The organism is Alteromonas hispanica (assembly GCF_010500915.1).
Classification (GTDB): domain Bacteria; phylum Pseudomonadota; class Gammaproteobacteria; order Enterobacterales; family Alteromonadaceae; genus Alteromonas; species Alteromonas hispanica.
This window is the reverse complement of sequence record NZ_JAAAWP010000002.1, coordinates 28999-55339: the sequence shown is the minus strand read 5'-3', so window position 1 is coordinate 55339 and position 26341 is coordinate 28999. Positions and strand designations below refer to the sequence as shown.

Sequence of the window (26341 nt, the reverse complement as noted above, 5' to 3'; positions counted from 1 at the left end):
AAGCACGTAACAGGATATGTGCTGAATACGTGCTTCTTTTGCAAATTAACTAGGGCGTGTTTGTCTTAAAACCCAATGTTCACTCATTTTCTCCGGTAGAGGTTCTTACCAAACGAACATAAATAAACCGGTCTTTCTCTTTAATAGAGTGGCTTGCGTTAAAGAACGCCACAACCCAGGCTCTATCAGGATCATCTGCAGAAGGTGTGGATGTCCAAAAGTCATCGGCGGGAGTTTCTGGAAAAAGCCCACTATTAACAGCTGGCCTAACGCAGTTTCGCTCGGTGATAGAAGCAAGCTCTTTCACATTCGGCAACCGCCAACCTAATAAATCGTTATCACTGGCTTCATGAGCAAGCTGAAGGGCTTGTTGCCATGTGTACTTTGTCGCTTCGCCTTCACACGTTGAACCATTCCATGTTTGTCCTTCCGAGCAACGTCGCCAAACCAAATCTGTCGCAGTGTCGAGTAAGGATGAAGTAGTCACCGCGGTAAATCTATCACTCGGAGTGGTTTCCAAACCGCTTGAAAGGCATTCTTGGGCAAAGGCAGCACTAGGAAAAATAAACGCCGAAGTTAATAGTGTGGCTAGCGCAGCACCAACCGCTGTTTTTTTATTGGTTATTCGATGAAGTGCCATATTATCTTCCTGCCCTTACTAAGCGTACTCTTGCTGCAGTTGATTTATTCAAAAAATTATCAACACCCGAATCAAAGTCTAATGCCCATGCGTTCTGCGCATCATCACTATTTACCCCGTCAGCACTTGGCACAGAAGTCCAATACCACAGAGGCTGATTGCTAAGTGCGCCGGTGTTGGGGAAATAGTCTGCATCAACAGCTACCACGTCTTTTAAGCCTAAATGCAGCAAAGAGAAAAGCTCTTCATGAGTTGGCATTCGCCAGTCAAAAAAGCCGCACAACCCTTGAGCATTCACCGCTGCCACATAAGCTTCTGTATTACAGTTTGCCAAAGTGCAAGATGCTGCCAAACCGGCTTCATCACCCTCAAAGCCGCCGTTATCATCTTGGCTATACCATGTGTAGGTAAAATTCTGATCTCGCAATAATCCGTCGTCTGTTTTAACTTCCCATACAAGGCCAGTTACGTTGTCTCTAACGCAAGACCATGTCTGCGCATCAGCGTCCTGCTCATCGCCGTTTGCGTTCAAGCGCGTGAAGTCGAAACCGGCTAGCCCTCGCCCTGCTTTTTCTATCAAACCATTTTTACCAACAATATCGGCCCCTCGCTGACCATCTTGGCCTGGAAATTCGTTTTGCTGTACCTTGGTAATTGCATTATTCGTGGCCTGATCCACAAATCCCGTGTCGTTTATAAGGGCTGTTGGCATAGGCTGCACTCGAACAGAAATACTGTCTTCCACGCTATTGTTGTTAGCATCGGTTACTGTAAGCGTATAAGTCAGTACTGTAGGGCTCGATACTAAAGGCGCAATAGCAAAAGTAGATAGTGCATCACTATCATCTACCGCACTTATGCTTACATCTGCGTTTGAAGACGAGGCCTCGTTGGTAAAAGAGGAATTACCGGCAGAAGAGAGTACGCTGCCAAATCGCTCCCACTGGTAGGTTAATGTATCGTCGCTGGCGATGCTGGTGCTTGCCTGCCCATTAAGAATAATGACCTCACCGCTGAATACCCCTTGCGAAAATCCGGCATCGGCTACAGGCAGGGTTTGGGTTTCAGATTGAATAGATAGTGAGACTGACGTTGTGTTGCTTGCGCCTTCGCTATCGGTTACCTCAAGCTGAAACTCTATTACTTGAGGATCGTTGGCAACAGGCGTGCTAATGCTAAGCGTAGGGGAGTGAGTATCAACGCCGGTGATTACATTGATTCCTGCGGTTTGCGACCATCTAAAGCTGGCAATTTCATCCCCTTGTGATGGAGCGTCGGCATCACTACTGCCCGAGCCATCAAGCACAATATCGACACCACCTGGAAATTGGTTTTCTGCTAAACCTTCCCATTGCGGAACAAAAATACTCGCCACTGGAGCTATATTAACTGGGGCAACAGTAATAATAGTCGAGTCGCTTCTTGTATTACCGCTGGTGTCATTCACAGATAGAGTTAGCGTGTAGTTGGTGTCCTCACTGACTGACGGAGCGACAAAACTTGCCGTAGAAACCGTGTTGTCTTCATGCGTAATATCCAAAGTAGGTGAAGAAGACCAGTTATAAGTGTAAGTACCGTCACCGCCGGTTACTTCGCCGCTTAATGAGTAAGTTACGCCCTCTGTAACTGTGGCATCGGGGCCTGCATTGACGGCAAGCCCACTGCTATTTGGAGGACTATCGGAATCTCCACCGCCTCCACAACCACTTAAAATAAAAATAGCAGTGCACATGGCGAGAAACTGCGAAGCGCTGCTAGCTCGCGAAGACAAACGATTGAAAAAAGTAAAAGGCGTTACTTGCATATCAACTCCAACCGCACGGTAGCAAGAGTACCGTGCGCAAAAAAAACAGTATGTATGTTAAAACCGAGGGAGAATAAGAAAGGTGGCTATGGCGGAAAAGCACTAAAGAGTTCGTTTTAACTCCTGCGCTTCTGACACCGATACCTGTAACGCTTCTAATTGCTTTTTCCCTACTGCCACATCGGTCATGTCGTAAATCATCATACTGATGTAATCCACGTTCCCCGTTGCCGAAGTTAACGGCGACAGCGTGATATTTTGATACATATATGACTCACTACCTGTAATCGGCCGGTAGTTAGGAAACTTAAACAAATATGGGCGTTGTTCCCATGTCATGAAAGCACGGGTTTTCAATTCAAATACTGGCTTAGCTTTTTTCATAAACCAGTCTTTCTTAATTGCGGGAAATAAATCAAACAGCGATTTTTCTCTTACCTCACTTGGCAACAGTCCGCTGTGGCTTTCCATAAAACCATTCCACACTTGCACAGAAAAGTTTTTGTCTAATACTACAATACCAACATCCACAGTTTGCAGCATGTCCATCATCCAGTGGAATTCTAATAAATCATCTAAATTCTGACTCATTAAAAATCCTCCAATAGATGGGCAAGTTTAGAATTCATCATTTTCATCGATTCTTCAGTAAACAGCAAAATGAGGTCGCATTGTACGTCGTACCCTTCAAGTCCGTAACTTAGCTCTATGGCCAATGTACGCTTCCACTTAATTTGATTCATACTGATGATTTCTGTAATTGCTCGATGCTGGCCAAGAACAATTGGGTGACCTTGACTGAAGTTCACATCCATTTGATTTGCCAAGCCAGTAAGACAAGTACCAATTAAGATACTTGCTGCATCCATCAATAATTCTAACTGGAGCTGATCGTCTACCTCACCTTCTACATTAAGGATTTTAGCAACGTCATCGAAGCTTGAATCACTTAAAATGCACAGCGCCTCACCACTTATACCCGGCCCCAAAAAGCCTTGGCAAACAGCGGTCACCTCTTCATGACTCTCTATATCAGACAGCATCATGTGAAGTTCAGACACCTCAATAAGGTTAACATTAGGTATGGGCAGTTCTACAAACACATCCATTGTTCGGGCTAGGTGATCGCCAGCCTGCCCCATAGCAATGTTGGTAATTTCTTGATAGCAGTCGCGAATATCTGGGTCTAAAGGAGTAACTTCACGAACGGGTTCACTGTCGACATGCAGTATATTGTGTTTATCCAAAACATCTGCCAAGGCTTGAGGCTCGACAGGTTTGCGAATAAAGTCTAATGCGCCGAGAGATAACACCCTATCTTTCGCTTCAGGCTGAATATCGCCCGACACCACGATAACCTTTGTTTTTAAACCCTGTTGCTGAATGGCTTCTAACGTTCCATACCCGTCTAACACAGGCATGTTTAAATCGAGAAGGAGAAGATCGCCTTTACCAGCGGCAAGAGAAGCCAGCCCCTCTTGACCATTCTTTGCAAAGTGTACGGCAACGTCCCAATCTTGCGGGAGGCACTTTGCCACTTGCTTTCGTGCAACTAAAGAGTCATCACAAACGAGTACGGAAAACATTAAGCTTTAATACCACCTAATTTTGGAAACCAGTTTTCACCGACTTAGTTAACTTATTTACCCTATTAGGTAATTATCGGCAGGACAGCAGCAAACTGAAACGTACTTTCGTCCGCGCTTACATCATCGTCCATTCCTTTTGCCTATCCACAGAATGATACGAAATGCTTCACTAAGAAATAGCACTTTTGGACAATATTGCCAAAGATAACGCTAAAAAATCTTATCAACCAGTTTACATCATAATACTGAAAATTAGTGGTAACACAAAGGCAGTAAAAATACCGTTTATGCATAGACCAAGCGTGGCCATTGCGGCAACGTCCTCTCCCATATGAATAGCTTTGGCGGTACCCACCGCATGGGCAACCGTTCCTAATGCAATCCCTTGAGCTACTGGGCTTATCACATTGAACAACGTAAACATTGTGTTAGACAGCACAGCGCCGACAATACCCGTTACTATCACAAACACAGCTGCAAGTGGAGCTATGCCACCTATTTGCGCACTCGCCTCCATGGCAAGTGGCGTGGTAATAGATTTAGCTAACATAGTAAGTTGTAACGCTATAGGGGTGTTTAAAATATAAAGGGTAATCCAAGCCGTGAGAGGCGCAATAATGCCGCCAATCGCTATGCTGATAACCAGCCTCCACCCGTATTTTTTTAAACTTTGCCATTGCTTGAATATAGGTATTGCCAATGCCACCGTTACCGGGCCTAACAGCCAATGCAAAAAGGAAACGGATTGCTGGTAACGAGGAACGTTCACCTGCGTAAGCAATAGAAGAAGTGCCACTAATGCCGCAGTGACCACAAGGGGATGTAACGCAGGATGCCCACTAAAATAAACATTTACTTTAAGACTAACAAAATAGCAAAGTAGCGTTACCGACACCCAAAACAAGCCACTTAATGTAAAAGTATTCGCTAACGCATCTATCATTTTAAGCTATCGCCGGTTTTTCGAGTCAGAGCGTATAACATTACCTTCCCCCATCAATTTACCGGCAAACCAGCCCGTTAGCCCAAGACACAATGCCGTAGTGCCCACAATAGCAACGAACAAGGCCACGCTATTTGATGCAATATCATTCCAGTAAAGACTCACGCCAAGCACTGCAGGTACAAATAATACCGACATATGCTTGAGAAAAGGCAAAGCAACTAGTGTGGTGGATTTTTCGAGGTTGGGAACAAAAAATAACACGGCTAACAAAATTACCAAGCCAAGCAAGGGACCGGGAATGGGCAAGCTCAGCTGATGAGATAAAAACATGCCGCAATAGTACGACAGTAAAATCATAACGCCGCCAATCATCCTACTTTTTACTTGCACCCTGTTCCCCTAGTGTTTACTTGTTTTTATGGCTACTTGGATACCTAGCTTGATATCAGGCAAAAAAAAGGCTGGATTCACCAGCCTGCCACTTTCAATCAGTCTTTGGAGATCAAAAGAAACTGTCTTGGTGGATTTTAATAAACATACTCGTACCAATTTTCGAATAGTCTATTTTGTATTCTTTTCCGTTTAGCGTTTGGATGAATACCAATGTTTTTTCATCGCCAAAAACGTCACTCGTAGTTACATCGACAAGCTCCATGTCCATCATTTTGGCTTCACGCTTGTTATCAGGTACTTTTCCTTCGAATTGCTTTATACCTTTATAAGTAACGAGTATTGGTGGATTGTCATCACCATTTGTCACTAGTAAATCTAGCTTTCTAATTTTGTGAATGATGGTGTTTCGGCCACTTGTGATAAAGGCTTTTTCTGTCATTTTTGTCTCCGCGACAGCGCACCTGCTGTATAAGGCAATGCAATGTTAAATAATTATTATAAGTTTACCACTGTTTACACGCGTAGCACATAAGCAGTAATTTCATACTTTTGACTAAAGTATAAACATAAAAGCAATAAAACAGGCAAATTATTGCGAAATTATCACCATTCATAAAATATTATATTCAGCTGCTATCACATTAATATCAATTGAGCATTAACGCGATTTACTGCCACTTAATCCACGGGCGATTCACTAGGTTGTATATTAGTTTGTCGCACGGGGCTGATTCAGGAGATGCAAACTTGCAATCCGGCGATTCATTAATGTCTATTTGAGCAAATATATTCGACACAGAAATATCAATATCTAAATCGGTATCAAGCTGTGTCATAGGCAAAATAAATTCCACCCTATTGGTAAAAGCACACTTTTCGACCTTGTTGCCATCGTCGTTGGAAAACTCACACCCTGCATTACCTAAATGATAGGACCAAGTTGCTTTTTCATCATTGACTTTTGAGAGGTCTAACTTCAAAAACATATGCCCATTAAGTGCGTCTGCGAACATAGACTCATCACTCAAAGGTACTGGTTGAACACTAACGTCTGCATGATTTTGTTCAAATGGAAGGCCCATGGTAAACCGCAGGTTTGTTGATAGCTTTAATAACTCCTCAGAAACATCGAGCACAATTTTGCTATTTGCGTCGCTAGGCTCGCTACATGCAGAGTGAAATTTCAACAGCGCTGTTTGCGGTGTTTGCCAGTGGTTTTGCTTGAATTTTACTCGCTGCCACTTTCCATCTACTCGCACTTCAGGGTTGCTAAGATAAAAGCCAAAGTAGTCGATATTCCACCTATTATTGGCCGCGCTCAGTATAATTGGACAAGCGTCGCTCTCAACCCCAACCAAGTTAAAGGGAATTTCGCCAGCCTCTCGCCCTTTGAATTTGCTTATATCACAGCCGCTTAATGCCAACATAGTAGTTAGAAAAAGTGCAAGTGCATTGCTAGAGCGAAGGTATGTGTTCATGCGAGTCTGTTGTTCCTGTAAATGAGAGCGTAACAATGAGTAGACGGTATTGATGGGGTAAAGTTTAAAAAGCCTGCGAAATATTTCAATAGTACTCCCTTTGTGCACCTTTAACAGGAGGCAGTCAAGAAAGACCGGATATAAAAGAAAAACTAAAGCGGCAGTTTAGTTAGCAACTCTCAAGATTAACCCTAAGTACCTAGACTTAAGTACCTAGACTTAAGTGCCTTGGCTTAAGTGCCTTGGCTTAAATTTAGGATATTTTTATGCCCTCCCTTATTAAGGTGAACAAAAATAAAGCAAACAATTCATAAAGCTATCGCCAAGGCGTGACAAGCCAAATAAAACTGCTTATACTTGCGGTCGCTTGGAATTGCGGACGCAGAGATTAGCTATTAAGTCTAAGTCAATAACCGCAATAACAACGCAGCGCAAGACAATCCGTTCAAAATGGCCCCATAGCTCAGTTGGTTAGAGCATCCGACTCATAATCGGCAGGTCCCCTGTTCAAGTCAGGGTGGGGCCACCATTTTTTGTTTCAAACCTCAGTAAACGCCGTCATCTATAAGCCTGAACGAACACTTCATCAATTAGCGTAGTCAGCAAATAACACGCGACTATTATTGCTAAATTAAAAGTTGCGCGAATCGCCCATGAAAATCCAGCGTAATTGAAACGCAGCTTACTTGTGACTAAAACCGCTACCCCCATTACTGAAAACCACGGTGTAAAAAAGAATACAAGGTGCCATTTAATCAATGTAACGGCTAGGTCGTGAAGTGCCCCGCTTACGGCGAATGTCATTAAAATAGCTAGCCACTGCGGTAACCACTTTGATAACGGTCGCATGACATAAAGCGATAAGTAGTAGCTCCATATCGGGTTCCAATATCGCCAAAAATTGCCAAAGGTGCTGGCCCCTAACGAGCGTGAAAGCATATTTTGCAAAGAGTCAGAATCACCTAGCCCTACACCGGTTCTTTTCTTCACATACTGATTTAGTCTAATCGTCAAAATACGTCTCTTTGTAGATATAGCAAACATTAGCGAAATGTTGGCAACCTAACCGCTTTGTACTTCACTATAAGTGCGCCTGTCTCGATAAGCACTTTATTTCTGCTCATGTTTCTGCTCTTGATGCTGCTCTTGCTGAAAGTTAATTGCAGCAATAGGAAACGGAATAACAATACCTTCTTCGTCAAAACGCTTTTTAAGCAATTTAATAAATGCACTTTTAATAAAGAAGCGGTTAAAGTATTCACGAGTGCGCAGCATTACGGTTAAGTTAATACTCGAACTATCGAAGGTATGAAAAAGCACAAACGGCTCGTAAGTATCTACTCCGTACTCATGAGTACGCAAGGTATGTTTGGCTACTTCTAAACATACTTTTTCTACGTGCTCTAAGTCAGAACTATAATGCACGCCCACTTCTACAGGTACCGATAATTCCCGCTCGGGATAGTAATAATTAATCAGCTTTGAATTAGACAGCTTGCTGTTTGGCACAATAACGATATTGTTGGGCAGCATTCTTACCCATGTCGAGCGCCAGCCAATTTTTTCTACAAAACCCTGCTCTTTCGAGTCGAGCTCTATAAAGTCGCCAATTCGTATGGGTTTATCCATAACCAGTTGAATACCCGAAAAGAAGTTTTCAAGGGTAGGCTGCAGCGCTAGCGCCACCGCCAGAGAAGTAATTCCTAGTGATGCCACAATGGGCGTTATAGAAACGCCCATAGCGCTTAAAATAATGAGGATAGCTAGCACAGCTAATAGTGCCCGAAGCGCGCCACCGGCAATAGCGCTGGTATTTTTTACTAGAGATGATTGGTCTTTGTAGCGGCGAAGGGAATAAGTAGAAAAACGTTCTAGGAAAAGGAACAGCGTAATGATAATACTCGACTCAATAACCACGTTGAGTATGGTAAGTGTTCGTTCGTCGTCTAACTGAAAAACAGATACAACGCTTTTTACGAGCAATAAAAATATCACCCAAATAGTTAGGCTTAGGGGGGCGTTTAACGATAAAACGAGCACGCGATACATGCCCGACATACTGCTAGTTTCAGAACGTGCTTTTTCTTTCAAGCGCACCAAAACAAGGCGTTTTATCAAAAAAAGAACCACAACAGCCAACAGCAAGCCGCCAACGGCCACTAGCTGTTTTTGATCTAAACCCGCTGAGATATCCACGTAACTGTATTCCTCTTCATGCTTTAAGCCGTTATAAACCCTGGCTGCTTTAAACGCAGAAGCCTGACTTTTGCCAAGCAAATACGGGTAATTCAACGGATTACTAACAAAGAGGCTGCAAAACCTGCACCAGAGTTAATGAGAGTGCAGGTTATTCTTTTGCCTCCTTCAAACATTAGTTCATATAATATTTTTCTAATTTTTTATGCTATTGAACTGCTGCTCACAAGAGCATGTGCAGCTAATGTAAATTAAGGTACTATTTACAATGAATTAAGTAGCGGAGATAACCTCGTGTCGAGAATGAACTATCATCATTTGTACTATTTTTGGCGCGTCGCGAATACGGGTAATCTAACCCAGGTTGCAAACGAAATTCACCTTTCTCAATCGGCTATTTCTGCTCAGCTAAAGCAGTTTCAACAACATCTTGGCATTGAGTTGCTTACACGCAAGGGACGTTCGTTAATTTTAACCCCTGAAGGGAAACAAGTACTCTCCTATGCAGATGAAATATTTTCTAAGGGTGAAGAATTAGAAAGCCTTATCAACAAGGGGTTACCCACTCAGCTAAGGCATGTTTCTATTGGGGTATTATCGAATTTGTCTCGAAATTTTGTTGAGAGTTTTACGCTGCCGCTTATCAACGACAAGTTCGCCACATTCTCGTTACAAACTGGCAGTTTAGAAAACTTGCTCGATGGATTATCAAGCTTTAAATTCGACATTATTCTCACCAACCATAATGTCGAATTAGGTCAACAAAACGCTATTTGGCATAGTGAGCTGGTTTCTCGGCAGGCCATTGAAATTATTGGCCCATCAAAACCTCAGCGCACCCGTAAGTTCCCAAATAGTTACGGCGATGCTACTTGGGTTCTGCCCTCTCAAAACAGTGAAATTCGTTCGGCATTCAGTATTGCCTGTGCAAAATTTCAATACACTCCCAAGATAAAGGCAGAAACAAACGACATGGCAATGCTGCGACTGCTAGCTCGTGATAGTGGTGCATTCTCTGTTATGCCCGAAGTAGTCGTGCGAGATGAAATTGCCAACGGGCTTTTACATATTCAACAAAGCCTGCCTGATGCTTATGAACATTTTTATGCCGTTACATTGGCTAAAAAGAAGGTCTCTCCTCATGTTCAACAGCTTATTGAACAGACAAAAAGCTAAGCGTTGATGCTTTAGCTCGCAGCCACTCTACTCACCCGGTTATTTAACGCCAACCAAGCATCTGTGTTGGGTAACGCTTCAATAAAAACACAAGTCAGCCTTTTTTTATCTATTTGATGCAGCGCGTCATAAAAACTTTGACTAAACTCGGCTGGTGTTGAAGGTAGCTGAATATGGTTATCTTGCATTACAGAAAGCGACATGGGCGAAAAAGATATCACCCCTTCTTCAAAAGAGAATGTTTTACTTTCAAGTTCTGTACGTGACAGTAATTTTACCGGCGTATTTGGCTGGTAATGCTGCAAAACACTTCCTGGCACAGTAACGCCGCCATCATTTTTGTACTTAACATCGCACCCTAACACTACTGACAAACTGTGATGGTCGATAGGTCCTGGCCTAAGTATTAATGGCGTGTCTGTTGTCACATCAATTATTGTCGATTCAATCCCTACTTCAGCCTTTCCGCCGTCCACTACAGCAGAAATTCTTCCATTGAGTGACGCTAAAACATGCTCGGCATTAGTAGGGCTAATAAATTTATACTTATTTGCCGAAGGCGCAGCTAGTCCGCGCCCAGATGATGCTATTAGAGCTAAAAAGTCATCACTTGAGGGTATACGTAGCACAACAGTATCTTGCCCGCCAGTTACCGTATCACTCACCCAAGGCTGCTTTTTTAGTAACAATGACAAAGGGCCAGGCCAATAATGCTTTGCCAAAAGATATGCTCGCTCAGGAATGTCTCGGGCCCACTTCTCCATATCGTCAATACTGGCAATATGAACAATGAGAGGGTTACTTGCTGGGCGTCCTTTGGCTTTAAATATTGCTTTTACCGCATTTTCATTCGACGCATCGGCGGCCAAACCATATACAGTCTCGGTTTTTACGGCAACGCATTCGCCACTTTGAATAAGGCTCACCGCCCGCGGTAAATCATTTGGAAACGTAAGAATAGAGGTGTTTGTTTGCATACTGCTGAGTACTTAATAAGTGGTATACGTTTTTAGTTGGCTATTGGTGAGTATGATCTACCCCGCAAAAAGTAAAATAAAATTCAATTTTTAAAACTTAAACATTAATAAAATAGAACCATTAAAACCTGAAATTAAATATAAACTATAAAATTCAACGCAATAAGGAATTTAATTTTTTAACAAACATAAAAAATAGAACTAATAAAAAAAATATATCTATTTTTTAGATGTTTAAAACCATGCTTTACTCAAGCAAACACATAAGGAGTAAAGCATGTCATCTTATACCAGCGCACTGTTGCTAATTTCGCTGCCTCTTTTTTGGACCATATTATCTTGGTTCATTAGCCCCAAACGGCATTTTTTTTCAACGTTCAGCATTGAAAAAATCGCTATCTTGGGAAGTGTATTTTTGCTTGTGGTGTCTTTGTTTGCCGGGTTTTCAACGCCTGTAAATACCGACGCAGGTGTGATGCTCGTATCCATCTCTCCCATGAAAGCCATGGTTATATTCACCGTGGTTGCCATAGGCACTATTCTTATGCGCTTCTCTCGTAATTACTTAGTTGGAGAGGCTTGTTATCCGCGCTTTCTACGATGGATGCAGCTAACGCTTTCCTCGGTCGTTATTACTATTTTAGCCAACCATTTAGTGATCTTCTGGGCAGGCTGGCTTGCTGTAAGCCTATCACTTCATAAATTATTACTGCTTTACCCAGAACGCTCAAGGGCCATTGTAGCCGCACATAAAAAATTTATTTTAGCACGCTCTTCAGAGTTGCTTATGGCTGCCGCTTTTGTTTTGTTATTTCTCACCTTCGATACACTGTATATCGATGAAATCACTTATCAGCTTAATAACTACACGCTACTCACAAGTAAACAAGCCGACTATATTAACTATGCAGCGTGTCTGATTGCTGGTGCTGCACTTTTAAAATGTGCACAACTTCCTGCCCATGGTTGGCTTATCAACATTGTAGAGGCGCCTACGCCAGTGAGCGCCCTGTTGCATGCAGGCGTAATCAATTTGGGTGGGTATTTATTGCTCGCTTTTGCGCCACTTGTAGCAGCAAGCAGTCAGGCTCAATGGTTACTGCTGGTTGTAGCAGGGCTAAGTGTTTTCTTTAGCGCGCTTATTATGACCACACGCGTTACCATCAAGGTGCGTCTAGCATGGTCTACGTCATCGCAAATGGGTCTGATGTTAATCGAGTGCGCTATGGGACTTTACTCTCTGGCCCTTATACACCTTGTTGCCCACTCTTTCTATAAAGCCTACGCATTTTTAAACACCGGCTCAGCCGTATACGAAACCTTAGAACACGATATAAGCGCACACAGAGCGCCATTGTTTGCCGATTGGCTGAATGCGACATTTATTACTTCGCTCATTATAGCGGTCTGTTATTCCTTGTCAGAATACCAAGGCCCTGCCAGCCCTTGGATTCTAATGGCTTTAGCGTTTACAGCGTTTCTAGCCATGCGCACGGCAAATTCAGATCAAACACAAATGTATATGTTAATTGCTATCAGTATTGCGCTAATAAGTGTCTACGGTTTTGTAAAGGGCTTAACGCAGCATTACATAACTAGCGCATACCCGCCGCCAATAGACATGTTTTCTATTATGGATCTCTGGATTTCGGGACTTCTGGTTACCCTCTTCGGTCTTCATGTTGCAATGCAAACATTTGCACAACATCGACTAGTAAAGCGTTTTAAACAATTACTCTTTGCTGGGTTTTATCTAGACGAATGGTTCACCAAAATCACGCTAAAAATACACCCAATCACTTTACGAAGCACAGAACCGAAGCCTAATCACGTTGCCTCTGTATCTAAAATAGGGAGTAAATAATGACGGTCATATCACTCAACACTACTCGTATTGATGAGAAAAGAATAAAACGCAGTGCTGCACAGGCGTGTGATGGTATTGCGCCTAACTTCCCTTTAGATAAGCTGATTGCGGTAAATCCGTTTTGGAAGTTGATCAGCAACTCACAACAAGACGTGTCTGCAAAGGCACACGCTCTTGCTGGTATCACAGCCGTTATGCCCGCATCGCACTGGCTAGATTTATACAAAGAAGGCGAGATCTCAGATAGCGCAATAGCGCATAGTTTAGTGCAGTATGAAGTTAATCAAGATAGTAAAAGCTTCTTGTCGACCTTAAGCGATTCGAACGTGAAAGTTCAGCTTCCTCTTATTACAGAGCACTTTGACGGTTTTCGCTCTGCCAGCGAGATGACTTGGCGAGAAGAGTGTTTATTTCAAATAAGTCAGTTTTGTGCCGCCTACTTTCAACACGAATCACCTCTTGTTCACATTGAGGGTAATTCGCCTGCCGACACGCTTTATAAAAGCTGGTTGAACGGGCTTAAGCACGATGCTGGTATTAACGTGTTAATGAATACGATAGGACTTAAGAAGATTTTCGAGACCCTTCCAACCACTGTCGATGCGCTACTGCTTGAAGCCAGTGAAAGCTTGGAGTTGGATAGCAGCAAAGCACAAGATTATTTTTATGCGCTTTTAATGAGTATTAACGGCTGGTCATCGTTTATTGCTTATCGGATGTGGTTAAAGGATGAGAACGAACTGCAGGGACTTCTTGCTATTCGTTTAGCTTGGGAGCTTATTGTTTATCGCTATTACAATAAACACCACAGTGAGGAGGCAAATCAAGTAAAAACCCGTTGGTCTTACTTGCTAAATCATCTGTCTGCCAAAATAGAACAATTCAAACGCGAAGAGCGCAGCCTTTGGGTAATGATGTATGCCTACGAATACGAGCAACAGCAGCGAATGCAAGCTAAGTTGGTAAGCTGCTCGCCCGCGCAACAAATGCAGGCAGACGTGCAAGCGGTTTTCTGTATTGATGTACGTTCAGAGGTTATTCGACGGGTTCTAGAGCTACAAAGTCCAACCGTGAAAACCATGGGTTTTGCGGGCTTTTTTGGTATGCCTATAGCTTACGCTCCCGCCAATACCGATGCACAACGGCCGCAGTTACCTGGCTTACTTGCCCCGCAACTCTCTGTATCAGAAAAAGGCACAGAACCCTATCGCGCAGAGTTTATTCAGCAGCGCTCTACATGGCACAAGTGGAGTAAATCTCCACTTGGAAGCTTTTCTATGGTGGAATCTGCCGGCTGGTGGTATGCCTTCAAGTTACTCAAGAATTCGTGGCTTCCCTCTATGAAAGAAAATCCAGTGAATTCATTAAGTCATGAAGCTGAGTGGGAAATTAGTAATGAGCATGGCCCTATTAGTTTGGATGACAAAGTGGCGTTAGCCGCTGGTGCACTAAAAATGATGGGAATGTCTAAATTCTCACCCACCGTATTGCTAGTGGGTCATGGCAGCAAATCGAGAAACAACCTGCATGCCGCGGGCCTTGATTGCGGCGCATGTGGCGGCCAGTCAGGCGAAGTGAATGTACGCGTGCTTGCGCAGTTACTTAATGACGAAAAAGTGCGCGATGTACTGCAAAGCATGGGGTACAAAATAGCGGGTAATACGCGATTCATTCCTGCGCTTCACAATACCACCACCGATGATGTTGAGTGTTTCGACAACTCGGTGCCAGAGAAAGTGAAAAACTGGTTGTTAAAAGCCAAGCATCAGGCGCAAAAGGAACGAGCTAAACATTACAGTACCAATTTACAGTTTGAATCGGACAAAAAGCGTGATCAGCGTTTTCAGCAGCGTGCTAGCGACTGGTCTCAAGTGCAGCCAGAATGGGGGCTTGCAGGAAACTCATCGTTTATTATTGGCCCGCGCCAACGCACGCGCGGTGTCGACTTGGAAGGCAAAACCTTCCTACACGATTATACTTGGCAAACCGACCTAGACTCATCGGTTTTAGAAACCCTGATGACTGCTCCCATGATTGTCACAAATTGGATTAACGCACAATATAATGCTTCGGTCACCGACAACGAAAAACTGGGTAGTGGAAACAAAGTTCTTCACAACGCGGTAGGAAACAATATTGGTGTTTTTGAGGGTAATTCCGGAGATTTGAGAATAGGCCTCTCAAAACAATCATTACACAACGGCACGCGATGGGTGCATCAACCACAGCGACTGAGTGTCTATATTGTGGCTCCTAATCATAAAATTCTCGAGATAGTAAATAAACACACCATGTTGCAAGAGCTTATCAATAACGATTGGCTGTATCTGTTTAGCTGGGAAAAACAGGCGGTTATAGAGCGGCTTTACAAAGGCAAGTGGTACAAGTCTCACGGTCTTTCTATGTGAAAGAAGCATTTGGACAGTCATCTGGAGTAGGTGCTATCCCAAAGCGATAAATTGAATAGTAAACGAGTTTGTGTGTAAGTGTGTTGACAGGGACGTCTTTTTTACGCACTGCTCAATTTTCCCTCGACATAAGGCGCTTATTTCCTTATAGTGCGCGCGCAATGCAAGCTGCCTCGGCGTATTAACACGCTCAGCTTTATCTTCTGATTTACTCCCCTGGATACCTGTTTTGATAACCACCGCAAATATTACGATGCAGTTTGGCTCTAAGCCGCTGTTTGAAAACATTTCTGCCAAATTCGGCAACGGCAACCGTTATGGCCTTATAGGCGCGAACGGCTGCGGCAAATCTACATTTATGAAAATTTTAAGTGGTGAGCTTACACCTACGTCTGGTAACGTTTCTATGGCGCCGGGTACCAAGCTTGGTATTTTAAGTCAGAACCAGTTTGCTTTTGAAGAATTCAGCGTAGTTGATACCGTTATAATGGGCGACCGCGAATTGTGGGAAGTAAAACAAGAGCGCGACGCCATTTACAGTAAACCTGATATGAGTGAAGAAGACGGCATGCGCGTTGCCGATCTCGAAACCCAGTTTGCTGAAATGGACGGATATACTGCAGAAGCACGCGCTGGCGATATCCTAAGCTCAGCCGGTATAGAAGAAAGCTATCACTTTGGCTTAATGAAAGAAGTTGCACCGGGAAAGAAAGTGCGTGTTTTACTCGCACAGGCACTGTTCGCCGAGCCAGACATTCTGCTTTTAGATGAGCCAACCAACAACTTGGATATTTACACCATTAGCTGGTTAGCGGAAGAGCTAAACAAGCGTAAATCTACCATGATCATCATTTCCCATGATAGACACTTCTTAAACTCTGTGTGTACTCATATGTCGGATATTGACTACGGTGAACTTCGTACTTATCCGGGTAACTACGACGACTACGTTCAAGCCGCTATGCTAGTGCAAGAGCAGTTGCATAACGAAAACGCTAAAAAATCAGCGGAAATTGAAGAACTTCAAAGCTTTGTGGCACGCTTCTCAGCAAACGCTTCTAAAGCCAAGCAGGCCACTTCTCGCGCTCGCCGCTTAGAAAAAATAGAATTGTCAGAAGTTAAAGCGTCTAGTCGCCGCAAACCTTATATTGTTTACAAGCAACATAAAAAACTGCATCGCTTAGCAATAACTCTTGAAGACCTGGGGCACAGTTATCCTGACCTTCCGCTTTTTAGCAATGTTAACTTGCTGCTAGAAGCGGGTCAGCGCCTAGCGATTATCGGTGAAAATGGTGCGGGCAAAACAACGCTACTTAAAACCTTAGTGGATGATTTAGAACCCACCAGCGGCACCATAAAGTGGGCGGAAAACGCAGCTATTGGTTACATCCCGCAAGATAACGCTAAATACTTCGCAAAGGATATGACCTTGTTTGACTGGATGAGTCAATGGCGCAGCCCGAAGCACGACGACCTGCACATCAAAGGCATGCTGGGGCGCTTGCTGTTTACCTCTGACGACTTCAATAAGAAAGTGCAGGTGTGCTCAGGTGGTGAGAAAAACCGCCTCTTATTCGGCAAGCTAATGCTTCAAGATATCAATGTACTTGTGCTAGATGAGCCTACCAACCACATGGACATGGAGTCTATCGAGGCGCTTAATAACGCTATTTACAAATTTGATGGCACTGTTATTTTTGTTAGCCACGATAGAGAATTTGTTTCATCGCTAGCCACCCAGGTAATTGAAATTAAAGACCAACAGCTAAACCACTTTGACGGTAACTACGATGAGTTTTTAGCGCACAAAGAAATTGCGTAACTAGCAGCTGTAATTGAATTAAAGTCGGCTTTACGTGCGATTTTATACGCGTTTTCACATACGTTCGTAGGTACAAGGGGTGGCAATTGCCACCCTTTTTTGTAACTTTGAACAGAATACATGCAGCTTGTTAAGAAACCGCTAGTTGCTCCCAGTTTTTCATTTTGCGATACAGAGTAGACGCACTTACCCCAAGATGCACTGCCGCAACAGGAATATTGCCGTTACACACAGCTATAGCCTCTTCTATTGCTCTTTTTTCAACAACCCAAAGTGGCTCAATTTTATCGGCAAAGCTAGAGGCTTGTGTCCGACTTGCTGGGTTTTGGCTTGCATGCTTAACAATATTTGACGATGAATTTGCCTTCGAGAAATGGGTGTTCAGTTGCTCCACCATATCGCGGTCAACCCAGCCGCCATCGTTCATAACCACGCACTTTTCGACAATATTCTGTAACTCTCTAACGTTGCCAGGCCAAGAGTGCTGTTTAAGTATTTCTAGTGCGTCAGCGGTGAACCCCTCAAACACCTTTCGCTCTTCTCTAGACTTTACCTGTAGGAAATGCCGACACAACTCGGGAATATCATCAGCGCGCTCTCGAAGAGGTGGAATGGTAATAGGAATTACGCTTAACCGGTAAAACAAGTCTTCTCTAAACCTGCCGTCTTTTACTTCTAGCTCAGGGGCTCGGTTGGTTGCACAAACAATCCTGACATCACTTTTTCGAAGCTCGGAACTGCCTACTCTGTGATAAGTACCCGTTTGGATGAATCGAAGTAACTTTGCTTGTAAGGGCAACGCCATTTCGCAAAGCTCGTCTAAGAACAAAGTGCCACCATTGGCAGCTTCTACCGCCCCTTCGCGGTTTGCCAGTGCTCCGCTAAAAGCTCCCTTCACGTGCCCAAAAAACTCAGACTCGAACAGTTCAGCGGGAATAGCTGCACAGTTAATCGCAATTAAAGGCCCTAATGCTCTGCTACTCGAGTTGTGGAGAAAGTCTGCACAGACTTCTTTTCCAGAGCCGCTTTCCCCTGTTATAAGCACACTCGCCTTAGACCTAGCAGCACTTTTCAGCTGGTGCTTTATGCTAATCATCTTTTGGCACTGCCCAATAAATCCTGCTTTCTTTTCTAACCCCGTCACTGCGGAAACAGGCTCCGCGCTATTTTTAGAATCCAGTTCAAGCCCTGCATTTTGAACAGCCTGAATAAGCATTGCGTTGTCGAAAGGTTTCTCTAAAAAGTCGAAAGCGCCCTCTCGTATAGCCCCTACAGCAACTTCAATCGTGCTGTTTGACGTTATTGCAATAACTTGCGTTGCCGGGTTCTGCTTTTTAGCAAACTTCATAACCTCAATGCCAGACACATCAGGTAAATTGACATCTTGTAAAATAATATCGGGGGTGTCAGCCTGAATAGCCGCCATCGCAGAGTAACCATCTAAGAAAAGAGAGCACTGGTAACCTTGCTTAGTTAACACAGCCTTATATAAATTTCCGGCCGATACGCTATCTTCAACAATATAGACGCGTAATGATTTCATAGTGATTCCTTAATGAGGGGAACATGAGCAACAGTTTTATCAATAATGCTGCGTAGCTCAGCTATGTCCTCTTGCGTAAACTGGGCGCGCTCGTAAAGCACATCAACGCGCTCTTGAAGCATTTCAACACCGTATAATCTCGACGTGTTTTTTAAAATATGAAGAATTTCTAGGATCTCATCCACCATTAAGGGGTCGGAGTTTGAGTAGAGTTGACTACTCTGCTGCCGCAATTCCGCTTCGAATAGAACAAGTAAATGCTCTAAAACATCTTCGCCAACATCACCGCCAAGTGAAACAAGAACTTCGGTATTAAACATCTTTTATCAAGAAAAATTTGTAGAGAATTTAAGAGTAAGTATGAGTAGCCATTCGCATTTTGCAAATAATGAAGATAGACATTTAGTATAACTAAAGGAAGTCTGCCGAGACTGCCTGGCTGCGATGAGATAAAAGCATTTGGATTTAACGCGCTATCGAGCGAGCTTTTCCCGCAACTTCACTTTATCAACAGGCTTAGAAATATAATCATCGAAGCCCAGTTTTTCATACTGCTGGTCGGTATCCTCGTTGGCGGTGTAGGCAATAATTTTTGTATCAATATTAGTGTTACTGCGACGAATTTTACGCATCACCTGCACACCAGATATATCAGGAAGCATGATATCCATTAAAATGACATCGAACTCTTTTTGCGAAGCCATTAGTAGTGCTTCAACTGCGGTAGCAGCACATTGTATTTCATAACCTTCTGCTTCAAGCATACTTCGGGTGATCACCTCGTTAATTGGGTCATCGTCTACGAGTAAAATAGAAAGACGTTTTTCATCATTTACTCCTCTACCCTCTGTGCTTTGAATGATACTGATTGCAGATTCTGTCGACTGGTCGATATAGGGTCGACTAACCGGCACAGAAACCACTATTCTTGTGAAACCACTTTTCTCTCTTAACAGAATATTCTTGATAGATAATGCATGCAGCATCGACCTGAAGTAGCGAACTTCAAGGCTTGCTTGTGAGAGTGACTCTTCGTCAAACGTATCTGCCGACATGCGCATTACATTGTTATAAAAATCTGTAGGCTTGATGTTCCCATATATTTTATAAATGATTTCAAGAGTGTGGCTGTCATTTTTGTTTCTTATTCTCGCTTCCGTTATTAGCCTTCCTCCCCTAACCACCTCAAGAAGATTCGACAAAAGATAAAGATGGACTTGAGAAAGCAACTTCTCATCCGTGTTAACAGTAAGATCGCCTTCCGTTTCAGCACCTAACTCAATAGTACTGTTTTGGGCTTTAGTAGACAGAATATCGATACCCCTGTCGATAACATTATTTACGTCAAAATCGGAAAGCTTGAGTTTTAGCTTTTGTGACTGCGCCTTACCTATTCCTGCGAGTTGCTCGGTCACACAGCGTATTTGGTGATTAACCTCCCTAAGTTGCATTAAACACATATCTGATTTTAATGCATCGTGAGAGTTTTGAAGATGCTCCACAAGCTCATGCAGCATCAATAATGGTGCTTTAATTTGGTCGTTAAACTGAGACACAAACTTTTCTTTTATCAGGGCTTCGCTCTGCACCTGTTGAGACAACTCGGAAAGCTTCTTCTCTCGATGATAATTTTCAGTAATATCATGAAAGTAATAAACAACCGCTTTGTCTTGCATTTGTCTTTTCAAAACACTAAGCCAACGGCCGTCTTGTAAACCAATCTCTATTACTTTATCACCGTTATTCTTAACGTCTTCGCTTTCCTCAAAATGGGTTATAACACCGCGACGCTGAGCATCTGCCACTAAGGCATCGAATGTGGTCCCGCTTGCAACATACTCTTCACCACAATCAAACAAATGGATAAAAGCCTGGTTTGATAAAAGCGGGGAGCCAGAGGCATTGAATACGGCAAACGCGTTAGGCAGCGCGTCTAAGGCATCTGTGTAAAGCTCCTCGCGACTCAGTATAGTTTGATGCGCCTGTCTGATGTTGTGGTGTAAACGCCTGGGCAGCCTCAAAAAATAATACACAAAGCCAATGACAGCGATAAAAATGGCAATATTTTTAATCAACAATAGCTGAGGAAGTGCCGTTGGAATGACAGGGGTCGACGGTACAACTAACACTTTCCAAGACGAGGGAAATACATTGCTTGCTGCACTGATGCCATTGACAGGCTTGCGTTTTTGAACGGCGCCATTTTGCGATAGCAAAAGACCCGGAGTATCAAGGTATACCTGATAGCCCGGCGTATTCATTTGCGACGTGATAGTAGACAACAGCCCGGTTAAATTAAGCGCTTTTACAATAAAATAGCGTTCTTTATTTGGCACATCCACAGACGTAAATATGAATGCTGTATCGGCCACCATTTTCACACTCAAATTTTTTGATACTGCAACCGAGCTTTGACGCAGCCAATTGCTCAACCCATACGCTTGCATATCAAAAGAGGGCTTGGCCCACACTGCGAGTTTTTCGTAGCGAGTATTAAATACAGCGTAGCCTTTTAGAAAACGCGTACGCGAATATTGAATAGCCATTATTTGACCTAAGCCAGCATCTGTTAACGTGGATTCAGCAGATAGGTAGCCCTGCAATAAGAGACTACTTGTACTAAGTACTTCTCCCTGCCTATCGAGGCGCTCTAACGATTCAAAAAGGGCACTTTTCATTGTAACGTCTTGGCGCTGAAGCGCACTTATGTGTTCAGCTTTATCTGAATTAAACACCAAAGTGGCGATCGCCCAACCAATCAATAATGACACTGCCGCCGCCACTAACTTCTGACTAAATGCTTGAGTTAAATTAGTTAGGCCAATGAGCGGTATATTAATACGTTTAGGCATCTCATCAGAGGATGATTGAGGCTCCGCCTCACCTACATTAATATGGTGCGACAGCATCGCAGCGAACCCCATTAACTGATTCCTGTGAATTTTAGACAGTGTTCTAGGATTAGGATCACCGATACTTAGCACCCCGATTAGCTCATTGAAACGGCCAAATACAGGATATTGGGCGTAAAAGTGTAAGTTACCCAACACTCTCGAGTCGACAAATTGGCTTTCATTCGCATTTTCTATAACGTGTAAACTATTGTCTTTGAACAATGAGCGAAAGAGACGTAACTCTCTATCTAAATCAATGCCTCCAGCCCGAGAAGAAATTCGCCGGGAAAACCTTTTGTTGTTACAAAAAAAGTCAACAACTGCCACATCGAAGTATTGCTTCACTAACCAAAGCGATTTATCAATGTCATTAGTTTCTTGCGGCGTCGCTTTAGCAATAGTTATCTCGTGCTCTTGCTGAATTGGCATCATAGACGACTTCCTTCTCCAGTTGGAGACACAGATTGCCAGCCGTTGTCAGAAAAACTCGCCACCGCTTGTGGCAAGGTAACTCTGAATGGCGGTTGCAATAATGAGAAAGCTGGGGTTGTTGTACCAGGCGTATTCACAGTCTCTGCGGCGAAAAGCGTGAGGGGTGTTTGACAGTTAGTAATTCCAGGTTCAATGCCAAGCAAAGCAAGCGTATCGATCACCAATTGATTGCCAATTAAATCGATACCGAGCAAGTCAAAAATCACCTCTAATATTGTAAACACCAGTGTTTCGACAATATTTTCATCTTCTTCCAGCTTTGTGCCAACAGGGCAGCAAATTTCTCCAAGCGTGACATCAACAGCCCCAATTACCCCAACGAGTTGCAGAGAGTCCAAAGCAGTTGATAACAAAAGTTCTACCGCCGGGAGATAATTATCCATTATGTCGTTTTGCGATTCATACCCTGAAGGGCAATCAGAGCACGCGGCACTCAACTCAACATCAGCCGTACCAAGAAGCGAATCACCAAGTGCGGTTAAACCCACCAAGCAACTCGAATCTGCTGGCACCAATTCTAGAGAAAATGGCTCACATGGCGTACCGGCCACCACTTTTTGAGATACGTAACGAGATTGAATATCTTCATCCTCAGCAGGGCATGCTAGTGCAGTGCTGCGTAATAGTTGCCCTTTCACATCGCCACTAAAGCCTATTGCATAGTTAGGACCGCCCTGTAATGCATTCAGATAGCTCACGTTACCGGTGGCGGTTAGTTGACCTGTGCCTCTAGAGTCTGACGTTTCGTCACTCAACCCTTTAATACACGGGTCACCTTGGCAGTTAGGCGCGTTGTAATAAACCGCCTCCCGGCTTGTAAACCTATCATCTCTAATACCAATCAAGGTGCGATACGCTTGCTCACCCTCGCGGTCGAAATAAAAAATAAGTGGAGCCTGATGCTCATCAAAACCAACGGCTATTCCAAGGGGGGTATTATTTGCATCTACCACGGTAGCCTGAGTATCTACCTTCGACATATAGCGCTTAAACAGGGCATCTCTCACCATTACGATACCGGCAAACGAGCCAATAACCAGAATGGTTATTATCAGTATCAACTCAATGGTAAGGACAAAACCTCGCTCGCGCTTTTTCATTGCTTGCCCTTCATAAGTTAGATACCAGCAGTTTTAGTACCGTTAGTACTTGAAGCGCTGCAGGGAAAAAGACAAGAACCAAAAACATTGGAAAACTAATTAATATGATAGGGAACGTAGTATGTAAGGCCTTCTTATTTACTTTTTTAGCTAGCGTGGCACCACGCTGAAGTGTGAAAGTCTGTAGTTGAGCTTCAACGGCTTGGGTAAGAGAGGTTCCTAGCTCCACCCCGATTGACATGAGGTTTGCCAAGCGCTTTACCCCTTTAACTCCCGTTCTTTCGTATAGCGCTTTAAATGCATCATTACGAGGTGAACCTGCTTCTATTTCGTAAATAAATAATTTCAGCTCCACCGCTAGAGGGTGTTTTTTACTTAAACCATGATTTGCGGCTAAAGCGAAGGCCCGCTCAAAGTTAAACCCTGCCCGCATATAAACCAAAAGAACCCGCAAAAAGAATTCTAGCGTGTTTTCTATAGCGGCTTGTCGAGAGCTTCGTTTAGCGTAAAACCACATATCAGGTAGAAAAAACGCTAAACCACTAATGATAAGAATGGAGCTAAAATCTAATTCCAACGGAAAAAGCTGAAGCGCAATATAAGTTGTAAATAACGCAGATCCTTTTAAACAATAAATCAGCACAATATCAGTTTTAACATATACCCCAGCTTGGCGAAGATGCTTGTTTGATATCACCATAAGTGGGTTCCACGAAGGTTTCTTTACTACCGCAGGCTTAGCCTCAAAAAGCTTATTGCTGTCGCTGGTTTCAATTCGAATCAACAGACCAGCACTGATAATAAAACCAATGAGTAACAGTAAATCAATCACAGAGGAATCCTTACTGATAACCTAAGCCACAGCAGCCCAAACAGCTGACATAAAATTGCTGCTGTTAAGAATGCGCTGCCGCTTGGGTGATTAAGAAGAGGATCGAACCATGTAGGGTCTTTATGACTAAACAGAGGAATAAGAGAGTAAGGCAACAGACCACTGAACAACGCGGCATATTTAGTACCAGATAATTTGGCCCTTAGTTGCTGGCGGTCCATCTCTCTTGAGGACATCATTGTGCACACGCCCTTGAGCATGTCATGTAAATCGCAATGACTTTGACTGTACGTAATTACGCTGTGACTAAACAGCCTAACGGTTTCACAGTTATAGCGTTGAACCAAAGGTGTAAAACAGGCGTCAATATTGGAGGTAAGCGACAACCTATTTAGTAGAGCAGTGCTCTCCCGTTTCACCCTGCCTTCACTGTGATCTCGAGCAAATTTTATTGCCATGTGCAAAGACATACCTGTACTTAAACAGGCTTGAACAGACTCTATGAATGATAAGAACTCGTGCTCAAACTTTGCCAAAATTATTCTTGCAACATCAACCACTAAGATGAACAGGCTTACAAAGATAACTAGGGCAATAATAAAAGCACTGGTTGTGGCTGAAGGATAAAGTAATGTTGTCGCGGTCCAAGCCGCGCCGCTGATTATCAGAAAGCTAAGAATGACAATAGCAGGTGGAACTTTGATACCCAAAACCGATAGCGACGTTGTTAACACGTCACGCTCATTTAAGGTATCTAGCGTTACCGGTTTAACCGGCGAAGGCGTGTCAGGGTCACGCAATAGAGAAAGCGCAATGCCGCTTGCCACAAGAGCGCCGCCGGTTAGCAAAAAGTCCGTGCTATCCATTTATCGCCCTCTTAAATCTTGTATCTCCGTTTTGATCATACTCCCCTTCTAATTCAAAAAAGTGGAGAAAACTATTGATGTCATGTCCGTGATGGCCAATCAACTTTAGCACCGGCGAGTCATAATGATTAAAGTCTACCGTTGGCTCGCTGCCGTCTGCGCTGTAAAGCGTGTTGTGTTCGAACCCACTTCCTACGCGACAAATTTCACCGACACTTTTTAATTCTCTTTTGCCATTCACATCTCTAGCGACATGAACAATAAGCTGGATACTGCCGCCAATAATGGCGTTAACATGATTATCGGTAAGCTGCTGATTATCTAATTGAATGAGTGTACTCAAGCGAGTCACAGCATCAAAACTGCTATTCGCGTGAATTGTAGTGATGGAACCTTGGTGGCCACAACTCATCGCTTGCAGCATGTCTACTGCTTCGCCGCCTCTTACCTCGCCCACAATTATTCTATCTGCTCGCATTCGAAGCGACGCTCTTACGAGATCTCGTAGAGTAAGTGCTCCGTGTCCTTCGCTGTTAGCATTGTGAGTTTCAAGCTGTACCACATGCTGGTGGTGTAATTTAAGCTCAATACTTTCCTCAATAGTAACAACACGCTCGTGGGGCTTAATATTACTGGCCAAAACATTCATTAACGATGTTTTGCCCGCCCCAGCATTGCCGCATATCACCATATTTACGCCTGTTTCAACAGCGCGCTTTAGAAAATTCATTAGCGGTCGTTCAACGTACCCAGTGTCTACCAGAAACTGTTCGCTAATAACTTTATGACTGAACTTTCTAATAGAGACTACAGCCGCCTGAACACATGCCGGAGGTACTAGCACATGCAGACGGCTGCCGTCTGGTAACTTACCATCAATGATAGGCTTAACGGTGCTTGCCTGTCGGCCGCAGCCCTCTAAGAGCCTGTCTGTAAATCTGCGTAAATGGGCAGCGTCATCAAAACGAGTAGAGGTTCTTACTAACTGCCCTCTTTGCTCTACCCAAACTTCATCAAAGTTATTGATAAGAATGTCGGATATTTCGTCGTCTAACATCAACTCGGCTATCGGACCTAAGCCCTGAACCTCATCGTTTACAGACTGAACAATTTGATTTTTTTGGAAGGAAGATAGCTCAGCATCAACAAAACGAGGTAGTTCGTCGCATAGCCCATTGAGCACTTCCATTAAATTCGCTGTGAATAGCTGAGATGGGTCTTTCTCAAACTCTTCTATTATGGCCTGGTGCAGTTCATTTTTGAGTTCTGATAACGAGATTTCAAGAGGTGCAGCTTGGCTTATTGAACGTCTGAACAT

22 protein-coding genes and 1 tRNA gene are annotated in these 26341 nt (G+C 43.5%); 5 read left to right on the top strand and 18 right to left on the bottom strand.

Annotation, left to right across the window (positions count from 1 at the left end):
• Window positions 1-79: 79 nt before the first annotated feature.
• From GTW09_RS03180 to GTW09_RS03145, 8 genes are all read right to left on the bottom strand, one after another.
• Window positions 80-640, bottom strand: coding sequence for an Lcl C-terminal domain-containing protein (locus GTW09_RS03180; RefSeq protein WP_163110047.1), 561 nt, complete (start codon window positions 638-640; stop codon window positions 80-82).
• 1 nt (window position 641) lies between these two features.
• A complete protein-coding gene (locus tag GTW09_RS03175) occupies window positions 642-2444 on the bottom strand; it encodes an Lcl C-terminal domain-containing protein (RefSeq protein WP_203565616.1) in 1803 nt (600 codons plus the stop codon).
• Between the two features lie 102 nt (window positions 2445-2546).
• Window positions 2547-3035: a PAS domain-containing protein gene (locus GTW09_RS03170; RefSeq protein ID WP_071978787.1), complete on the bottom strand. Its 489-nt coding sequence runs from the start codon at window positions 3033-3035 to the stop codon at window positions 2547-2549.
• Entirely contained in the window at window positions 3035-4030 is a 996-nt protein-coding gene (locus GTW09_RS03165; RefSeq protein WP_100971082.1) for a response regulator, read from the bottom strand. The genes GTW09_RS03170 and GTW09_RS03165 overlap by 1 nt, the downstream gene beginning before the upstream one ends.
• Before the next feature lie 235 nt (window positions 4031-4265).
• Complete coding sequence (locus GTW09_RS03160) at window positions 4266-4976, bottom strand: LrgB family protein (RefSeq protein WP_163110045.1); 711 nt, start codon at window positions 4974-4976, stop codon at window positions 4266-4268.
• Between the two features lie 6 nt (window positions 4977-4982).
• Window positions 4983-5336 (bottom strand): CidA/LrgA family protein, encoded by a 354-nt coding sequence (locus GTW09_RS03155; RefSeq protein ID WP_239059266.1) that lies wholly within the window; start codon window positions 5334-5336, stop codon window positions 4983-4985.
• 145 nt (window positions 5337-5481) lie between these two features.
• Window positions 5482-5811 (bottom strand): hypothetical protein, encoded by a 330-nt coding sequence (locus GTW09_RS03150; protein WP_071978783.1) that lies wholly within the window; start codon window positions 5809-5811, stop codon window positions 5482-5484.
• Between the two features lie 229 nt (window positions 5812-6040).
• The gene (locus tag GTW09_RS03145) at window positions 6041-6850 is read right to left on the bottom strand and encodes an MbnP family protein (RefSeq protein WP_163110043.1); all 810 of its coding nucleotides are present in this window, start codon (window positions 6848-6850) and stop codon (window positions 6041-6043) included.
• Between the two features lie 452 nt (window positions 6851-7302).
• Between GTW09_RS03145 and GTW09_RS03140 the strand changes: the two genes are divergently transcribed.
• Window positions 7303-7379: transfer RNA gene (locus GTW09_RS03140), tRNA-Ile, on the top strand.
• Between the two features lie 29 nt (window positions 7380-7408).
• On the opposite strand, the gene GTW09_RS03135 is transcribed toward GTW09_RS03140, so the two are convergent.
• Complete coding sequence (locus GTW09_RS03135; RefSeq protein ID WP_239059265.1) at window positions 7409-7864, bottom strand: MBOAT family O-acyltransferase; 456 nt, start codon at window positions 7862-7864, stop codon at window positions 7409-7411.
• A 96-nt stretch (window positions 7865-7960) separates the two neighbouring features.
• Window positions 7961-9046 carry a mechanosensitive ion channel domain-containing protein gene (locus GTW09_RS03130; protein WP_163110678.1) on the bottom strand — a complete coding sequence of 362 codons (1086 nt, stop codon included), beginning with the start codon at window positions 9044-9046 and terminating at the stop codon, window positions 7961-7963.
• Window positions 9047-9349: 303 nt separating this feature from the next.
• On the opposite strand from GTW09_RS03130, the gene GTW09_RS03125 reads away from it, so the two are divergent.
• Complete coding sequence (locus tag GTW09_RS03125; protein WP_203565627.1) at window positions 9350-10222, top strand: LysR family transcriptional regulator; 873 nt, start codon at window positions 9350-9352, stop codon at window positions 10220-10222.
• An 11-nt stretch (window positions 10223-10233) separates the two neighbouring features.
• Here GTW09_RS03125 and GTW09_RS03120 read toward each other — a convergent pair whose 3' ends face one another.
• On the bottom strand, window positions 10234-11199 hold the full coding sequence (locus GTW09_RS03120; RefSeq protein ID WP_163110039.1) for an L-threonylcarbamoyladenylate synthase: 966 nt from the start codon (window positions 11197-11199) through the stop codon (window positions 10234-10236).
• 277 nt (window positions 11200-11476) lie between these two features.
• Here GTW09_RS03120 and GTW09_RS03115 point away from each other — a divergent pair, with 277 nt between their 5' ends.
• The 3 genes from GTW09_RS03115 to GTW09_RS03105 all read left to right on the top strand — a co-directional run bounded on the left by GTW09_RS03115 (window position 11477) and on the right by GTW09_RS03105 (window position 17296).
• A complete protein-coding gene (locus tag GTW09_RS03115; RefSeq protein WP_163110037.1) occupies window positions 11477-13063 on the top strand; it encodes an NADH-quinone oxidoreductase subunit L in 1587 nt (528 codons plus the stop codon).
• Window positions 13063-15474 (top strand): YbcC family protein, encoded by a 2412-nt coding sequence (locus GTW09_RS03110; protein ID WP_163110035.1) that lies wholly within the window; start codon window positions 13063-13065, stop codon window positions 15472-15474. Before GTW09_RS03115 ends, GTW09_RS03110 begins: the two co-directional genes overlap by 1 nt.
• A 229-nt stretch (window positions 15475-15703) precedes the next feature.
• Entirely contained in the window at window positions 15704-17296 is a 1593-nt protein-coding gene (locus GTW09_RS03105; protein ID WP_100971043.1) for an ABC-F family ATPase, read from the top strand.
• 130 nt (window positions 17297-17426) lie between these two features.
• Here GTW09_RS03105 and GTW09_RS03100 read toward each other — a convergent pair whose 3' ends face one another.
• From GTW09_RS03100 to GTW09_RS03070, 7 genes are all read right to left on the bottom strand, one after another.
• On the bottom strand, window positions 17427-18839 hold the full coding sequence (locus GTW09_RS03100; RefSeq protein WP_163110033.1) for a sigma-54-dependent transcriptional regulator: 1413 nt from the start codon (window positions 18837-18839) through the stop codon (window positions 17427-17429).
• Window positions 18836-19159 (bottom strand): hypothetical protein, encoded by a 324-nt coding sequence (locus tag GTW09_RS03095; protein ID WP_163110031.1) that lies wholly within the window; start codon window positions 19157-19159, stop codon window positions 18836-18838. Before GTW09_RS03095 ends, GTW09_RS03100 begins: the two co-directional genes overlap by 4 nt.
• A 153-nt stretch (window positions 19160-19312) precedes the next feature.
• Window positions 19313-22165: a response regulator gene (locus GTW09_RS03090; RefSeq protein WP_163110029.1), complete on the bottom strand. Its 2853-nt coding sequence runs from the start codon at window positions 22163-22165 to the stop codon at window positions 19313-19315.
• Window positions 22162-23325: a hypothetical protein gene (locus tag GTW09_RS03085; RefSeq protein WP_163110027.1), complete on the bottom strand. Its 1164-nt coding sequence runs from the start codon at window positions 23323-23325 to the stop codon at window positions 22162-22164. Before GTW09_RS03085 ends, GTW09_RS03090 begins: the two co-directional genes overlap by 4 nt.
• Window positions 23326-23335: 10 nt before the next feature.
• Window positions 23336-24157 carry a type II secretion system F family protein gene (locus GTW09_RS03080; RefSeq protein WP_163110025.1) on the bottom strand — a complete coding sequence of 274 codons (822 nt, stop codon included), beginning with the start codon at window positions 24155-24157 and terminating at the stop codon, window positions 23336-23338.
• Complete coding sequence (locus GTW09_RS03075) at window positions 24154-25023, bottom strand: type II secretion system F family protein (RefSeq protein ID WP_163110022.1); 870 nt, start codon at window positions 25021-25023, stop codon at window positions 24154-24156. Before GTW09_RS03075 ends, GTW09_RS03080 begins: the two co-directional genes overlap by 4 nt.
• On the bottom strand, window positions 25016-26341 hold the full coding sequence (locus GTW09_RS03070) for a TadA family conjugal transfer-associated ATPase (protein WP_163110021.1): 1326 nt from the start codon (window positions 26339-26341) through the stop codon (window positions 25016-25018). Before GTW09_RS03070 ends, GTW09_RS03075 begins: the two co-directional genes overlap by 8 nt.

Excerpts from the sequence above, each read along its gene's own strand:
- GTW09_RS03070 (WP_163110021.1), bottom strand. The coding sequence starts at position 26,341 with ATGTTCAGACGTTCAATAAGCCAAGCTGCACCTCTTGAAATCTCGTTA.
- GTW09_RS03095 (WP_163110031.1), bottom strand. The coding sequence starts at position 19,159 with ATGTTTAATACCGAAGTTCTTGTTTCACTTGGCGGTGATGTTGGCGAA.
- GTW09_RS03175 (WP_203565616.1), bottom strand. The coding sequence starts at position 2,444 with ATGCAAGTAACGCCTTTTACTTTTTTCAATCGTTTGTCTTCGCGAGCT.
- GTW09_RS03100 (WP_163110033.1), bottom strand. The coding sequence starts at position 18,839 with ATGAAATCATTACGCGTCTATATTGTTGAAGATAGCGTATCGGCCGGA.
- GTW09_RS03120 (WP_163110039.1), bottom strand. The coding sequence starts at position 11,199 with ATGCAAACAAACACCTCTATTCTTACGTTTCCAAATGATTTACCGCGG.
- GTW09_RS03165 (WP_100971082.1), bottom strand. The coding sequence starts at position 4,030 with ATGTTTTCCGTACTCGTTTGTGATGACTCTTTAGTTGCACGAAAGCAA.
- GTW09_RS03170 (WP_071978787.1), bottom strand. The coding sequence starts at position 3,035 with ATGAGTCAGAATTTAGATGATTTATTAGAATTCCACTGGATGATGGAC.
- GTW09_RS03090 (WP_163110029.1), bottom strand. The coding sequence starts at position 22,165 with ATGATGCCAATTCAGCAAGAGCACGAGATAACTATTGCTAAAGCGACG.
- GTW09_RS03085 (WP_163110027.1), bottom strand. The coding sequence starts at position 23,325 with ATGAAAAAGCGCGAGCGAGGTTTTGTCCTTACCATTGAGTTGATACTG.
- GTW09_RS03075 (WP_163110022.1), bottom strand. The coding sequence starts at position 25,023 with ATGGATAGCACGGACTTTTTGCTAACCGGCGGCGCTCTTGTGGCAAGC.
- GTW09_RS03160 (WP_163110045.1), bottom strand. The coding sequence starts at position 4,976 with ATGATAGATGCGTTAGCGAATACTTTTACATTAAGTGGCTTGTTTTGG.
- GTW09_RS03155 (WP_239059266.1), bottom strand. The coding sequence starts at position 5,336 with ATGATTTTACTGTCGTACTATTGCGGCATGTTTTTATCTCATCAGCTG.
- GTW09_RS03150 (WP_071978783.1), bottom strand. The coding sequence starts at position 5,811 with ATGACAGAAAAAGCCTTTATCACAAGTGGCCGAAACACCATCATTCAC.
- GTW09_RS03180 (WP_163110047.1), bottom strand. The coding sequence starts at position 640 with ATGGCACTTCATCGAATAACCAATAAAAAAACAGCGGTTGGTGCTGCG.
- GTW09_RS03125 (WP_203565627.1), top strand. The coding sequence starts at position 9,350 with ATGAACTATCATCATTTGTACTATTTTTGGCGCGTCGCGAATACGGGT.
- GTW09_RS03115 (WP_163110037.1), top strand. The coding sequence starts at position 11,477 with ATGTCATCTTATACCAGCGCACTGTTGCTAATTTCGCTGCCTCTTTTT.
- GTW09_RS03145 (WP_163110043.1), bottom strand. The coding sequence starts at position 6,850 with ATGAACACATACCTTCGCTCTAGCAATGCACTTGCACTTTTTCTAACT.
- GTW09_RS03110 (WP_163110035.1), top strand. The coding sequence starts at position 13,063 with ATGACGGTCATATCACTCAACACTACTCGTATTGATGAGAAAAGAATA.